This window comes from Leifsonia poae, assembly GCF_027921845.1.
Lineage (GTDB): Bacteria > Actinomycetota > Actinomycetes > Actinomycetales > Microbacteriaceae > Leifsonia > Leifsonia poae.
In genome coordinates this window covers 222,495-235,747 of record NZ_BSEN01000015.1, presented here as the reverse complement: position 1 = coordinate 235,747, position 13,253 = coordinate 222,495, and the positions used below count along the sequence as shown (strand labels likewise).

At 67.3% G+C, this 13,253-nt stretch carries 14 protein-coding genes, 1 tRNA gene and 1 other RNA gene; 5 read left to right on the top strand and 11 right to left on the bottom strand.

All coding sequences use genetic code 11. The features are described 5' to 3' along the window. Nucleotides 1-7: 7 nt before the first annotated feature. Both PKE84_RS15845 and ssrA read right to left on the bottom strand, forming a co-directional pair. Nucleotides 8-835: an MBL fold metallo-hydrolase gene (locus PKE84_RS15845; RefSeq protein WP_271178227.1), complete on the bottom strand. Its 828-nt coding sequence runs from the start codon at nucleotides 833-835 to the stop codon at nucleotides 8-10. Nucleotides 836-926: 91 nt separating this feature from the next. Continuing rightward, nucleotides 927-1,319, bottom strand: a transfer-messenger RNA (tmRNA) gene (gene ssrA, locus PKE84_RS15840). A 127-nt stretch (nucleotides 1,320-1,446) separates the two neighbouring features. On the opposite strand from ssrA, the gene PKE84_RS15835 reads away from it, so the two are divergent. Then, nucleotides 1,447-2,115: an SIMPL domain-containing protein gene (locus tag PKE84_RS15835; RefSeq protein WP_271178226.1), complete on the top strand. Its 669-nt coding sequence runs from the start codon at nucleotides 1,447-1,449 to the stop codon at nucleotides 2,113-2,115. A gap of 6 nt (nucleotides 2,116-2,121) precedes the next feature. Here the strand turns inward: PKE84_RS15835 and PKE84_RS15830 are convergent, their stop codons facing one another. The 6 genes from PKE84_RS15830 to prfB all read right to left on the bottom strand — a co-directional run bounded on the left by PKE84_RS15830 (nucleotide 2,122) and on the right by prfB (nucleotide 7,376). Next, nucleotides 2,122-2,742, bottom strand: coding sequence for a DUF5666 domain-containing protein (locus PKE84_RS15830; protein WP_271178225.1), 621 nt, complete (start codon nucleotides 2,740-2,742; stop codon nucleotides 2,122-2,124). 69 nt (nucleotides 2,743-2,811) lie between these two features. Further along, the gene (locus tag PKE84_RS15825; RefSeq protein WP_271178224.1) at nucleotides 2,812-3,552 is read right to left on the bottom strand and encodes a tyrosine-protein phosphatase; all 741 of its coding nucleotides are present in this window, start codon (nucleotides 3,550-3,552) and stop codon (nucleotides 2,812-2,814) included. A 14-nt stretch (nucleotides 3,553-3,566) separates the two neighbouring features. Beyond that, complete coding sequence (gene smpB, locus PKE84_RS15820; RefSeq protein ID WP_271178223.1) at nucleotides 3,567-4,043, bottom strand: SsrA-binding protein SmpB; 477 nt, start codon at nucleotides 4,041-4,043, stop codon at nucleotides 3,567-3,569. Between the two features lie 70 nt (nucleotides 4,044-4,113). Next, nucleotides 4,114-5,022, bottom strand: coding sequence for a permease-like cell division protein FtsX (gene ftsX, locus PKE84_RS15815; protein ID WP_271178222.1), 909 nt, complete (start codon nucleotides 5,020-5,022; stop codon nucleotides 4,114-4,116). Continuing rightward, nucleotides 5,019-6,122, bottom strand: a complete 1,104-nt coding sequence (gene ftsE, locus PKE84_RS15810; RefSeq protein ID WP_271178221.1) for a cell division ATP-binding protein FtsE — start codon at nucleotides 6,120-6,122, stop codon at nucleotides 5,019-5,021. The genes ftsX and ftsE overlap by 4 nt, the downstream gene beginning before the upstream one ends. Nucleotides 6,123-6,260: 138 nt before the next feature. Further along, complete coding sequence (prfB, locus tag PKE84_RS15805) at nucleotides 6,261-7,376, bottom strand: peptide chain release factor 2 (protein WP_271178220.1); 1,116 nt, start codon at nucleotides 7,374-7,376, stop codon at nucleotides 6,261-6,263. Between the two features lie 85 nt (nucleotides 7,377-7,461). Between prfB and PKE84_RS15800 the strand changes: the two genes are divergently transcribed. The 4 genes from PKE84_RS15800 (at nucleotide 7,462) to PKE84_RS15785 (ending at nucleotide 10,853) form a co-directional block, all read left to right on the top strand. After that, nucleotides 7,462-8,724, top strand: a complete 1,263-nt coding sequence (locus PKE84_RS15800; RefSeq protein ID WP_271178219.1) for an MFS transporter — start codon at nucleotides 7,462-7,464, stop codon at nucleotides 8,722-8,724. A gap of 103 nt (nucleotides 8,725-8,827) precedes the next feature. Further along, a complete protein-coding gene (locus PKE84_RS15795) occupies nucleotides 8,828-9,865 on the top strand; it encodes an LLM class flavin-dependent oxidoreductase (protein WP_271178918.1) in 1,038 nt (345 codons plus the stop codon). A 17-nt stretch (nucleotides 9,866-9,882) separates the two neighbouring features. Continuing rightward, a tRNA-Leu gene (locus PKE84_RS15790) sits at nucleotides 9,883-9,964 on the top strand. A 145-nt stretch (nucleotides 9,965-10,109) separates the two neighbouring features. Next, entirely contained in the window at nucleotides 10,110-10,853 is a 744-nt protein-coding gene (locus PKE84_RS15785; RefSeq protein WP_373877156.1) for a DedA family protein, read from the top strand. A 20-nt stretch (nucleotides 10,854-10,873) separates the two neighbouring features. Here the strand turns inward: PKE84_RS15785 and PKE84_RS15780 are convergent, their stop codons facing one another. The 3 genes from PKE84_RS15780 to rph form a co-directional block, all read right to left on the bottom strand. After that, nucleotides 10,874-11,785, bottom strand: a complete 912-nt coding sequence (locus tag PKE84_RS15780; RefSeq protein WP_271178218.1) for a cation diffusion facilitator family transporter — start codon at nucleotides 11,783-11,785, stop codon at nucleotides 10,874-10,876. A gap of 72 nt (nucleotides 11,786-11,857) precedes the next feature. Continuing rightward, nucleotides 11,858-12,457, bottom strand: coding sequence for an RdgB/HAM1 family non-canonical purine NTP pyrophosphatase (gene rdgB, locus PKE84_RS15775; protein ID WP_271178916.1), 600 nt, complete (start codon nucleotides 12,455-12,457; stop codon nucleotides 11,858-11,860). Continuing rightward, a complete protein-coding gene (rph, locus tag PKE84_RS15770) occupies nucleotides 12,454-13,194 on the bottom strand; it encodes a ribonuclease PH (protein WP_271178217.1) in 741 nt (246 codons plus the stop codon). Before rph ends, rdgB begins: the two co-directional genes overlap by 4 nt. Between the last annotated feature and the right edge of the window lie 59 nt (nucleotides 13,195-13,253).

The following is a 13,253-nucleotide window of genomic DNA, read 5'->3' as shown; positions in this document are numbered from 1 at the left end:
GAGGCCGCTACTCGTCCTCGGCACGGGCCGGCTCGTCGCGCGCGCTACGTTCGGCGACGCGTGCGGCCTGGCCCGTGTGCACGTCACGCACCCAGTCCCAGCCCGCCTTGGCCGACGGGCCGATACGTGGGTCGCTGAGATCACCGCCGTCACGCAGAGCCTGCAGGTACGCCCGATCCTGGTCGATCCGCGCCGGCACCTCGTCCGCGCCCCCGACGGATCCGTGGCCGGGGATGACGACGGTGACCTCGCCTGCCACGCCCTCGAGCAGCCGCAGCGCGGCGAGGTAGTCGTCGATCGGATCATCCGGGGCGTTCAGATCGAGCATGGGGATCAGGACATCCGACAGCATGTCTCCCGCGACCAGGACCCCATGACCTTCAATCAGCAGGGCAGCATGGCCGGGGGCGTGCGCACGATGCTCGAGGATCCGCACCGCAGGACCGTCCCAGGGGAAGTGCGACGAACCGGCGGGCAGCCCCGCGATGTGGCCGAGCAGGTCGAGCGGCACGTCATCCGGGATGCCGAACCGACGAGGATCGATGCCGTTGGACAGCCGCTCGCGGGCGGTGTCCGCGCACAGTGCGGTGGCCCACCGCGGTACGTCGCCCAGAACGGGATGCCACAGCAGGTGATCCCAGTGCGGATGCGTCGAGAACCCTGCCACCACGGTCTGGCCCGAATCGGCCAGGTCATTCGCAAGACAGGCGATCTCGGCTTCGTGCACACCGGCATCGATGAGCAGCACCCCGGCTGCCCCCTGAACGACGACGGCGTTGCTCTGACAGAACGCGCTCTCGTGGACGAACACACCATCGGCGACCCGGTTCAGCATGGCTGAAGAGTACGCCGCCGGCGCCGGCGCCGGCGCCGGAAGACCGGCGTGCTCGCAAACGGATCTCAAGCAACGCGTGACAGCGACCTGATGGTGGAGATGGGGGGAATTGAACCCCCGTCCACAGCTGTGGTCATATGCCTTCTACGGGTGTAGCCAGTACAAGCGTTCTACTCGGCTCCGGAATTCGCCACTGGCACCTAAACCGACGAGCCCAGTCTCAGTTGAAGTCCCTCTGCGCCCTCAGACGAAACGCAGAAGCAATCTCTCTAAATTACGCCAGGATCCGGGTAGAGAGCATTCCCGGTCTGACGGTCTCTATAAGTTGCGAAGGAACTTACGCCGCGAGGGCGAAGTCAGCCTTGGCAGAGACAGTGCTGTTTGAATTGGCACTTATAGTTTGCAGACATCGTTTACGAGATAAGCCTGCATCCTCGACCCGCTTCTCACACTCTCGCAGACAATGTCGAAACCGATCATCCCCATGCGTGGCCGGTGAGGCCTGGTCGCTGTCACGCGCTGTTGAGTTGTTTCAGATACATACTCGCCTCGATGGGCGAGCTACTCAGTCTATAACAACCGGCACCGCTGTTCTATGCCACGATCGAACAATGGCCGAGACGATCATCACCGTGCAGGGCGAATACGAGCTCCACCATCCCGCGGAGCGTGGAACCGTGGGGCTCTCGATCTCCTACCAGGGCGACGCGCGGGATGAGGTCCTCGCGCTCACGACGCAGCGTCACGTCTCGCTCACCGGCGAGCTGCGGGACCTTCATCATTCTCAGTCCGGACCGGTCACGTGGTGGGCGTCGGACCAGCTGCGGGTCTGGGGAGACCGCCCCTGGAACCAGGACGGCCTGCAGCTGCCGATCGTCTACCACGCCGAGGTCGGCATCGAGGTGAAGTTCAGCGATCTGGCCGCGTTGTCGGACTGGGTCGGGGTCGTCTCCCTTCTCGACGGGGTCAGCGTCTCCGGCGTGAACTGGGACCTCACGGAGGCGCGACGGCAGACCCTCGTGCAGGAAGCCAGGCGCCGAGCCGTCGAGAATGCCGTCGCCAAGGCGACCGTCTACGCCACCAGCCTCGGACTCGGCACCCTCAAACCGCTCGCACTGAGTGATCCCGGGATGCTCGGCGACACGTCATCGCCCGCGCACCCCATCGAGCCGATGTTCGCGCGCGTCGGCTCGGCGGACTTCCACGGCGGCACGCTCGCGCTGAAGCCGGAAGACATCACCATCGCCGTGCAGGTGCACGCGCGCTTCGCGGCATCCTGAACGTCGTCAGGGCTTGGTGCCCGGCCGAAGCGGTGGTCGCATGGCCGATTCGTCTCCCGCCAGCACCCGCGTCGCGGTGATGGTGTCCCCGCTCGGGTGACCCACGATCGTGACCGCGTCGCCCACGGCGAAGTCCGACCGCGTCGACGAGCCGGAGACGCCGAACTGCGTCGACGAGGTGATGCCGACCATGACCGTGCCCTCGCGCTGGGTCTCCACGGTCCAGGTGGAGCCCGAGATCTTCTGGATCGAGCCCTGGACGACCACCCGGCGCCCGGTCTGCGGAACGGGGTTGTCCGGGTCGGACTTCCCGGGCGCACCACCCTGCGAGCCATCGCCCTGCGAGCCGTTGCCCTGTGATCCCTCGCCCCATGGTCCCTCGCCCTGAGGGAGCAGTCGCGAGATCGAGTGGGAGTGAGCGACGCGGGCGACGACGGAGGTCACAGCGAATACACCGACCGCCATTGTTCCCACGAGCACGATGAACGCGAGCACAGCGGTCGCGATGGCGAAGGCGAGTCCGTAGCGTCGATAGAAGGGCTCGGGCGCGGCGGGCGTCGCAGGCCCCGCTGGTCGTGCTGCCGGCGGTGGCGGAGGTGGAGGCTGTGGCGGACGGTGCTCATCCATGCCTCAATGGAACCACCGCCCACCACGCAACGGGCTGGGAATGTCTTATGTGTGTCTGGGAGCGAGCCGCTACGCGGGGTCGACGAGAACCGCACGCAGCTTCGCCAGCTCCAGTTCGTCGAGGCCGGCAGCGAGCAGGTACTCGCGCACTCCCCCGTGCCGGCGCACGATGCGGTCGATCACGGCTTCCATCGCCTCGGGAGGACTGCCGCCCATGATGACCCGGAGGTCGGGCGTGACCTCGACGCCGTGGCTGGCGACCAGTGTCAGCATCCGTTCGAGCCAGTCGCCGGCCAGGTAGCCCTGGGTCTGCGCGTAGTCGTCCACCACGGTCTCGCGGTCGACGCCGACGGCGAGCAGAGCGAGGGCGACCACGATGCCGGTGCGGTCCTTGCCCGCCGTGCAGTGCACGACGACGCCCTCGTCCGCGGTGTCCGCGATCTCCCGCAGCGCCGAGACCACCACGTCCGTGTGCTGGAAGACGATCTTGTCGTAGAGGTCGTCGAGGGTCGCTCCGATCGTCGACTGCGACGCGCCGGATCCTTCGAACACGGGCAGACGCAGCACCTCGACGTCGAGTCCATCGAGGTCGTCGGGCATCGCCTCGGTCTCGAAGTCGTCGCGCAGGTCGATGACGACCTTGACGCCCAGCTCGCGCAGTTCGGCCTTTCCGGCGTCGCCGAGGCTGTGCAGTCCGTCCGAGCGGAACAGCTTGCCCGAGCGCGTAATACCGCCGTCGACGGGATAACCACCGACATCGCGGAAGTTGAACGTACCGGGGACGGGGATGCGGGCGGCGGCTGGGCTCATGCTCTCAGTCTGGTTCACTCGCCGAGGTGGCTGCGACTCGACATCGCGCGATCCGCCTCGCGCTTGTCCTGACGCTCGCGCAGTGCCTGGCGCTTGTCGTACTCGCGCTTACCCTTCGCGACGGCGATCTCGACCTTGGCCCGGCCGTCGCTGAAGTAGATCTGCAGCGGGACGATCGTGTACCCGCCCTCTTTCACCTTGTTGTGGATCTTGAGGATCTGAGCCTTGTGCAGCAGGAGCTTGCGCTTGCGCCGCGGAGCGTGGTTGTTCCAGGTCCCGTCGGCGTATTCGGGGATGTGCACCGCGTCGAGCCAGGCCTCCCCGCCATCGACGAACGCGTAGCCGTCGACGAGGGACGCGCGACCGGCCCGCAGCGACTTCACCTCGGTCCCCGTCAAGACCAGACCGGCCTCGTAGGTGTCTTCGATGGTGTAGTCGTGGCGGGCTCTACGATTGGTGGCCACCACCTTCTGGCCACGTTCCCTGGGCACAGCTCACTCCTGACGCGTTCGATCGGATGCCGCCCGGCACGCGCCGGGCAGCCGTCCAGTCTAACCCGAACTAGACCTTCAAATACCGGGAGATGGCGAAGTTGGCCGAAATCGCGGCGAGCACGATGCCGACGAGCAGCAGGATCGGGGCCACGACGAACAACGCATCGGAGTCGCCGACGAAGTTGATCGACTTGATCTGATCGGCGAGGTAGCCGCGGACGAAGACGTGCACGATCGTCCACACCGCCACGGCCGCGAGTATCGACCCGATCAGTGCCGCGAACACGCCCTCCAGGATGAACGGCGTCTGGATGAACCTGTTCGACGCGCCGACCAGCCGCATGATGCCCAGCTCCCGTCTTCGCGAGAACGCCGACAATCGGATGGTCGTGGCGATCAACAGCGCCGCGGCCACCAGCATCAACGCGGCGATGCCGATAGCAGTGAAACTCGCGGCATTCAGTATCGAGAAGATCTGATCGAGGTAACTGCGCTGGTCGACGACGCTCTGAACGCCGGCGGCTCCGGAGAGCGTCTCGGTCAGCACCGCCGATTGGCTCGGATCCTTGAGGTTGATCCAGAACGCCTGCGGGATCATCTGCGGCGTCACGAACTCCGCGATCTGGTTTCCCTTGAACTGCTGCTTGAACTGTTCGTAGCCCTGCTTCTGGTCCTGGAAGTAGAACTTCTGGATGTACGGGGCGAGCTCCGGCGACTTCAGCTGCTTCTTCACCGCGGCGATCGACTGATCGGTCGCGGCTCCCCCAGGGCAGCCGTCGGTGTCGAGGCACATGTAGACCGCGACCTGGGCGCGGTCGTACCAGTACGTCTTCATCTGGCCGATCTGCATCTGCAGCAGCACCGCCGTGCCGACGAAGGTCAGCGAGATGAAGGTGACGAGGATGACTGAGATCACCATCGAGACGTTGCGCCGCAGGCCGTTCGCGGCCTCCGACCAGATCAGGCCGAATCTCATTTGGTCGGCCCCACATTCTGCTCGCCGCGTTCGCTGTCATCGCGGAGGCCGCGGAGGTCGAGATTGGCGGTGAAGTTCAGGTGATCGGGCAGCTGCTCGCCGTTCGCGGGTGCGGGCGGCACGGTCGCCGGCTGCTCAGGCACGGGTTGGGGCGCTGCTGTCTGCGGCGCCGCGGGCTGCTGGTAGATCGGCTGCTGCGCTGCGGCGGGAACGTCCTGATCGTTCCACCCCGGCGCGGTTACGGGAGCCGTGTACACCGGAGCCGGCGCAGTCACCGGCGCCTGCGGATTGGAGGTCGGAACCTGAGGACGCCCCATCGGTGCGGCCTGCTGCGGCGCGTACGCGAGCTGACCGACCGGCGCGCCCACGGCATCCGGCTCATCGGGCACGATCGCGGACGCGGTCGGGATGGCGGCCGTGAAGCCGTATCCGCCGTGGCGCTCGTCGCGCACGATCTGGCCGTTGACGAGCTCGATCACGCGGCGCTTCATCTGGTCGACGATCGCGGCCTCGTGGGTGGCCATCAGCACCGTGGTGCCGCCGGCGTTGATGCGCTCGAGCACGGCCATGATGCCGGCACTCGTCGCGGGGTCGAGGTTTCCTGTCGGCTCGTCGGCGAGGAGAACCTGGGGCTTGTTGACGACGGCGCGGGCGATGGCGACACGCTGCTGCTCTCCACCGGAGAGCTCGTGCGGGAGCCGCTGCGCCTTCCCGTCGAGGCCGACCATCTTCAGCACATCCGGAACGGCCTCCTGGATGAAGCCACGGGACTTGCCGATCACCTGCAGCGTGAAAGCGACGTTCTGGAACACCGTCTTGTTCGGGAGCAGGCGGAAGTCCTGGAAGACCACGCCGATGTTGCGGCGGAAGTAGGGGACCTTGCGGCTCGAGATCGTGCCCAGGTCTTGGCCGAGCACGTGGATCTTGCCCTTGGTCGGTTTCTCCTCTTTGAGGATCAGCCGCAGGCAGCTCGATTTGCCCGAGCCGGAGGCGCCGACGAGGAAGACGAACTCTCCGCGCAGCACTTCGAGATTGATGGCGTTGAGTGCGGGGCGCTGTGTGCCCGCGTACTGCTTGGATACGTGTTCGAACCGGATCATGACTTCTAGAGACTAAGCAACACCGGCGCGATCCGCAGCAGCGACATGCCAGGGCGGCCCAAGCCTGATAGGCCTCCGAGTGAACGCCGGATGGTCGCTATCCATGCCGGACGAACTCTGCGCGACCCGCCCGTCCGACTACGCGTCGGCCTTCGCGCCCGCGCGCCACCGGATGCCGGCGGCGATGAAGCCGTCGAGGTCTCCATCGAACACGTTGCTGGGGTTGTTGACCTCGTAATCGGTGCGGAGGTCCTTGACCATCTGGTACGGAGCGAGAACATAGCTGCGCATCTGGTCGCCCCAGCTGGCGGTGATGTTGCCGGCCAGCTCCTTCTTGGCCGCTGCCTCCTGCTCGCGCTGCAGCAGGAGCAGACGGCTCTGCAGCACGCGCATCGCGGCGGCACGGTTCTGGATCTGGCTCTTCTCGTTCTGCATCGAGACCACCGTGCCGGTCGGCAGGTGGGTGATGCGAACAGCGGAGTCGGTGGTATTGACCGACTGCCCACCGGGGCCGGACGAGCGGAACACATCCACGCGGATGTCGTTCTCGGGGATCTCGATCGACTCGGTCTCCTCGATGAGCGGGATGACCTCGACGGCGGCGAACGATGTCTGACGCTTACCGGCCGAGTTGAACGGGCTCATGCGGACGAGCCGGTGCGTGCCGGCCTCGACGCTCAGCGTGCCGTACGCGTACGGCGTGTCGACCTCGAAGGTCGCTGACTTGATGCCGGCCTCTTCCGCGTAGCTCGTGTCCATGACCTGCACGGGGTACTTGTGGTGCTCGGCCCAGCGCAGATACATGCGCAGGAGCATGTCGGCGAAGTCGGACGCATCGACGCCGCCCGCACCGGCGCGGATGGTCACCACGGCGGGCCGCGGGTCGTACTCCCCGCTGAGGAGGGTCTGGACCTCGAGCTCGCCGAGGGTCTTCTGCAGAGCCTCCAGCTCGGTGCGCGCCTCGGCGGCGGTCTCCTCGTCGCCCTCGCCGTCGTTCGCCATCTCGATGAGCACCTCGAGGTCGTCGAGGCGCTGCTGGATCGAGTTGATGCGGGCGAGCTCGGACTGCCGGTGGCTGAGCGCGCTCGTCACCTTCTGGGCACGCTCGGTGTCGTCCCAGAGGTCGGGCACGCCCGCCTGCTCACTGAGGTCGGCGATCTCGGCGGTCAGCGCGTCGACGTCGACCACCGATCGGATGTCCGAGAAGGTTGAGCGCAAGTCGGCGATCTGCTGCGAAAGGTCCAGTTCCATCATGTCGCCGTCCAGCCTACCGGTGCGGGCTGCGCGTGCACCCAGCGGGAACCGACCGGGAGACGGGCAGTTGTAGTGTGTTAACGAGATGACTTTCGACCAGCGCCCCTTCAGTTTCCGGTCGGTCGCACTCGCGGCGTTCCTCCCCACCCTGCTCTTCTCGATCGGCGAGGGCGCCATCATCCCGATCATCCCGATCGCGGCCGGCAACCTGGGAGCGAGTCTCGCCATCGCCGGACTGATCTCGTCGATGGTGATGCTGGGCGAACTGGTCGGCGACATCCCGAGCGGGTGGGTCGTCTCGCGCATCGGCGAGCGCACGTCGATGATCTACGCGGCTGCGCTCGCGATCCTCGGCGTCGTCGTCTGCCTCATCGCACCGAACTACTGGGTGTTGATGGGCGGCATCTTCGTCGTGGGTCTCGCTACCGCCGTCTTCGCCCTGGCCCGGCACGCCTTCATGACGTCGTACGTTCCCGCGCGCTACCGGGCGCGGGCGCTCTCGACCCTCGGCGGTATCTTCCGCGCCGGATGGTTCATCGGGCCGCTGATCTCCTCCCTCGTCATCGCGCTCACGGGGTCGACGCAGTCGGTGTTCTGGATCTTCATCATCAGCTGCCTCGGGTCTGTCATCGTTCTGATCGCCCTGCCCGACCCCGAGAAGATGTTCGGGCCGTCGCCCACGGTCGTCGAGCACGGCGAGCAGTTCACGGAGGGCGAAGAGGAGGCGGACGAGCGCACGCGCGGACTGTTCCGCACCATCTGGTCGTTCCGGGCCGTGCTCGCCAGGATGGGTACCGGGGTCGCGCTGATCGGAGCCATCCGCTCCGCACGCACCGTTCTGATGCCGCTGTGGGCCGTGAGCATCGGGCTGAGCGAATCGAACACCGCCCTCATCATCGGCATCGCCGGCGCCGTCGACTTCGCCCTGTTCTACGCCAGCGGCCAGATCATGGACCGCTGGGGCCGCATGTGGAGCGCCATCCCGTCGATGCTCGGGCTCTCGGCCGGCTTCCTCACCCTCGCCTTCACCCACGACCTGGATGCACGGGTCGCCTGGTACATCGGCGTCTCGCTCTTCCTGTCGATCGCGAACGGCATCGGCTCGGGCATCATCATGACGCTGGGAGCCGACCTCGCGCCGAAGGACGCACCGGCGCCGTTCCTCGGCGCCTGGCGGTTCGCCGGCGACGCGGGGCAGGCTGCCGCCCCTCTGCTCGTCTCGCTGCTCACCGCCGTGGCCTCGATCGCGGTCGCCAGCGGGGTCATCGGCGTCCTCGGGCTGGTCGGCGCAGGACTGCTCGCCCGTTACATCCCCCGCTTCGTCCCCCGCCGGCCGCGTCCCGCCTGACCCTGGCGCGTGCGTCCGGCCCCTCGTTACCCTGGGGCTGGAATATGCGGCGGCGCGGCCCGGTCGAGGTGCATGCAAACGCATACAACTAGACGGGATTGCGATCATGGCGAAACTCGAACTCGGCATCGACACCTTCGGTGACGTCACCAACGGACCGGACGGGCAGCCGCTGACGTACGGCCAGGTGCTGCGCAACGTCGTCGAGGAGGGTGTGCTCGCCGATCAGGTCGGGCTCGACTTCATCGGCATCGGCGAGCACCACCGCGCCGACTTCGCCGTGTCGGCCCCCGAGGTCGTCCTGGGCGCCATCGCCGGCCGCACCGAGAACATCCACCTCGGCACCGCCGTGACCGTGCTGAGTTCGGACGACCCCGTGCGCGTGTTCGAGCGGTTCGCGACCCTCGACGGCGTCTCCGGCGGTCGCGCCGAGGTGATCCTCGGGCGCGGCTCGTTCATCGAGTCCTTCCCACTGTTCGGTCTCGACCTGGCCCAATACGAGGAGCTCTTCGAGGAGAAGCTCAACCTCTTCGCCGAGCTCCGCAAGGAGGAGCCGGTCACCTGGAGCGGCGCGCTCCGTGCCTCGCTGGAGAACCAGTCCGTGTACCCCAAGCTCGACAACGGTCCGCTGAAGACCTGGATCGGCGTGGGAGGCAGCCCCGAATCGGTCGTCCGTGCCGCGCACTACGGCCTTCCGCTCATGCTCGCGATCATCGGTGGCGGACCGATGCGGTTCCAGCCCCTCGCGGAGCTCTACCGTCGCGCGCTCGAGCAGTTCGAGCAGCCGACCGACCTCCCCATCGGGGTCCACTCCCCCGGATTCATCGCGGCGACCGACGAGGAGGCTAAGGAGATCCTGTGGCCGCACTACGAGGCGATGACGAACCGGATCGGCCGCGAGCGCGGCTGGCCGCCGGCGACCCGCGCGCGGTTCGAGCACGAGGCCGGCGAGGACGGCGCACTGGTCGTCGGATCCCCGGAGACGGTCGCTCAGAAGATCGCGTACGCCGCGAAGGGGCTGGGTCTCGAACGGTTCGACCTCAAGATCAGCAACGGGACGCTCGGCCACGACCACCTCATGCGGGCGATCGAGCTCTACGGCACCGAGGTGGCGCCGCGGGTGCATGAGCTATTGTCGTAGCCGCGCATAGCGCGACCGCGGGAGTGGTGAAATTGGCAGACACGCAGGATTTAGGTTCCTGTGCTTTCGAGCGTGAGGGTTCAAGTCCCTTCTCCCGCACTTCACTTCGCGGCCCTTCGGCGACGTTCGGAGGCCCGTCAGACCACGGGATGATCTTTCGGGCGGCGCACAGGATTCGCACCGATTCCGCAGGTCGGCGCGGCTAAACTCTGAGCATCCGTCGACCCATCCGCTCTGGAGAATCTTGATCCATCACGCTGCACTCATCCCGTGGCTCGATCCGCACACCATCATCACCGGTGCCGGACCCTGGGCCCTCGTCGTAGTCTGCGCGATCGTCTTCGCCGAGACCGGCCTGCTCGTCGGCTTCCTGCTCCCCGGCGACACGCTGCTCGTGATCTCCGGTCTGCTGACCAACACGGTGCTCGTGTTCGGACTCGACATCTGGTGGGTCGCCCTCGCGATCGCGTTCGCGGCGTTCCTCGGCGGCGAGGCCGGCTATCTCATCGGCCACAAGCTCGGCCCGCGCGTATTCGAACGCAAAGAGACCGGTCTGTTCAGCATGGAGAACGTGCGGCGCACCAACAAGTTCTTCGATCGCTTCGGCGCCCTCGCCGTCATCCTCGCCCGCTTCGTGCCGATCGTGCGCACCTTCGCGCCGGTCGCCGCCGGGGTCGGGCACATGAACTACAAGAAGTACTCGCTGTACAACGCGGCCGGTGCGCTCCTGTGGGGCGCTGGCCTGACCTACTTCGGGTTCCTCATCGGGTACATCCCGCCGGTGGCCGACTTCGTGCAGAAGTACATCGACGTCATCCTGCTCGGTGCCGTCGTGATAACGCTCGTGCCGACGCTGTACCACTACATCCAGACCAGCCGGAAGGCGAAGAAGAACGCCGCCGCCCGCGCCGAGGCCGACCACATCCCCACCGACGACGAGGTCTCGCTCGACCCGGGCATCTTCCAGAAGAAGCAGTCCGAGAGCTGAGACGGGTCGGCGCCGCGCGGTCAGCGGTGCAGTTCGTCCTCGTGCGCGGCGTGCTCCGCCGGCTCGAGCTGGAAGGTCGAGTGCTCGACGTCGAAGTGGGCCGACAGGCATCCCGACAGCTCGTCGAGCAGCTCGCCGGTCTTCCCGGAGCGGAACACCTGCGGCTCCACGACCACGTGCGCCGTGAACACCGGAGCGCCGGACGTGATGGCCCAGACATGCACGTCGTGCACCGCGACGACGCCCTTCGTGCCGCAGATGTGGTCACGGATCTCGGCGACGTCGGTGTCGGCGGGAGCGGACTCGCTGAGCACCCGCACCACATCGCGCAGGAGCGAGAAGGCGCGCGGCACGATGAGCGCCGCGATCAGCAGCGATGCGATCGCATCCGCCGCCATGAAACCGGTGAGCATGATCACGACCGCCGCCACGATGACCGCGACCGACCCCACCAAGTCGCCGAGGACCTCCAGGTAGGCGCCCCGCATGTTGATCGATCCGGATGCCGCAGGACGCAGCACGAGCAGTGCCACCGCGTTCGCGACGAGCCCGATGATCGCGACGATCAGCATCGGCGTGCTCTGGACGTGCACATCGCCTCCGCCGACGAGCCTGCCGATCGCGCCGACGGTGACGCTGACGGCCACCACGACGAGGATAACGCCGTTGATCAGCGCGCCGAAAACCTCGGCGCGCTGATAGCCGAAGGTCTGACGATCGCTGGGCGGCCGGGCGGCGACGATCGTCGCCATCAGGGCCACGATGAGGCCCGTGACATCGCTCAGCATGTGACCGGCGTCTGCGAGCAGGGCCAGCGAACCGCTGAGCAGCGACCCGGCCACCTGCACGACGAAGACCGCCCCGACGATCCCGATCGCGATCAGGAGTCGGCGGCGGTTCGCGTGGTGCGCGTGGCTGTGGTCGTGACTCATCACTTCAACGGTAAGCAGTGCCGGTGCGGCGCGCCAGAGCGCGCGCCTAGATAGGAATGAGTGCCGTTCTCATCAGCCTTCCGTGACCAGCGCGCGCAGGGCGGGGACGACGGCTGCGAATGCCCGGGCGCGGTGGCTCTCGGCGTTCTTCACGGCGGGGCCGAGCTCGGCTGCGGTCGCGTCGTAGCCGTCGGGGATGAAGATCGGATCGTAGCCGTGACCGTGCTCGCCACGGGCCTCGGGCGCGATCCGCCCGGGCCAGAGACCCTCGACGATCGTCTCATCTCCCGCGGGGGTGACCAGCGCCAGCGTCGCCGTGAAGTGCGCGGCCCGCGACTCCTCCGGCAGATCGGCGAGCTGGTCGAGCAGCAGACGAAGATTGGCCTCGGCGTCGCCGTGCCTGCCCGCCCAGCGCGCCGAGAAGATCCCCGGTGCGCCGCCCATCGCATCCACGCAGATGCCCGAGTCGTCGGCAAGTGCCGGCAGCGACGTGTGGGCGGCCGCGGTTCGAGCCTTGATGAGCGCGTTCGCGGCGAACGTCACTCCGTCTTCGACCGGCTCCGGGCCGTCGTACGCGACGATCTCCAGTCCCGGCACGGCATCTCCGAGGATCTGCTGGAACTCGGCCGCCTTGTGCTGGTTGTGCGTGGCCAGGACGACCTGCACGGTCAGCACCCCTCCGCGAGCACCGAGGTCTGGATGCCCGCGAGCGTCTCGGCGCCGCCGAGCGCGAGGTCGAGCAGCGAGTCGAGCTCGCGACGGTCGAACGGTGCGCCCTCGGCGGTCCCCTGCACCTCGACGAACAGGCCACGGCCGGTGACGACCACGTTCATGTCGGTCTCCGCCCGCACGTCCTCCACGTACGCGAGGTCGAGCATGGGCGTGCCGTCGATGATGCCGACCGAGACGGCCGACACGGAGTCGATCAGCGGCGTCGCGCGCTGACCGATGAAGCGGTGCTCGCGACCCCACTCGAGCGCGTCGGCCAGGGCGACGTACGCGCCCGTGATCGCCGCGGTGCGCGTGCCGCCGTCCGCCTGCAGAACGTCGCAGTCGAGCACGAGGGTGTTCTCGCCGAGCGCCTTCATGTCGACGACGGCCCGGAGGCTCCTGCCGATGAGCCGGCTGATCTCGTGCGTGCGGCCGCCGATCTTCCCCTTGACCGATTCGCGGTCCATGCGGTCGTTGGTGGAACGCGGGAGCATGGCGTACTCGGCGGTGACCCAGCCCTTGCCCTTGCCCGCCATCCAGCGCGGAACGCCGTTGGTGAAGGAGGCGGTGCAGAGCACCCGGGTGTTGCCGAAGGAGACGAGGGCCGATCCTTCTGCCTGCTTGCTCCAGCCGCGCTCGATGGTGACCGGGCGGAGCTGGTCGGGGGTGCGCCCATCGGCGCGGGTGATGTCGGTCACGGGATCTCCTTGGTGGGGGTCTGCGGTGGGCTGTCGTGGTGTCTGCTGGCTGTGGTCGG

Bases quoted from the DNA above. Each gene is read 5' to 3' on its own strand.
- PKE84_RS15825 (WP_271178224.1), bottom strand. From the start codon at position 3,552: ATGAGCCCAGCCGCCGCCCGCATCCCCGTCCCCGGTACGTTCAACTTC.
- PKE84_RS15780 (WP_271178218.1), bottom strand. From the start codon at position 11,785: ATGAGTCACGACCACAGCCACGCGCACCACGCGAACCGCCGCCGACTC.
- prfB (WP_271178220.1), bottom strand. From the start codon at position 7,376: ATGATGGAACTGGACCTTTCGCAGCAGATCGCCGACTTGCGCTCAACC.
- PKE84_RS15845 (WP_271178227.1), bottom strand. From the start codon at position 835: ATGCTGAACCGGGTCGCCGATGGTGTGTTCGTCCACGAGAGCGCGTTC.
- PKE84_RS15800 (WP_271178219.1), top strand. From the start codon at position 7,462: ATGACTTTCGACCAGCGCCCCTTCAGTTTCCGGTCGGTCGCACTCGCG.
- PKE84_RS15835 (WP_271178226.1), top strand. From the start codon at position 1,447: ATGGCCGAGACGATCATCACCGTGCAGGGCGAATACGAGCTCCACCAT.
- PKE84_RS15830 (WP_271178225.1), bottom strand. From the start codon at position 2,742: ATGGATGAGCACCGTCCGCCACAGCCTCCACCTCCGCCACCGCCGGCA.
- ftsX (WP_271178222.1), bottom strand. From the start codon at position 5,022: ATGAGATTCGGCCTGATCTGGTCGGAGGCCGCGAACGGCCTGCGGCGC.
- ftsE (WP_271178221.1), bottom strand. From the start codon at position 6,122: ATGATCCGGTTCGAACACGTATCCAAGCAGTACGCGGGCACACAGCGC.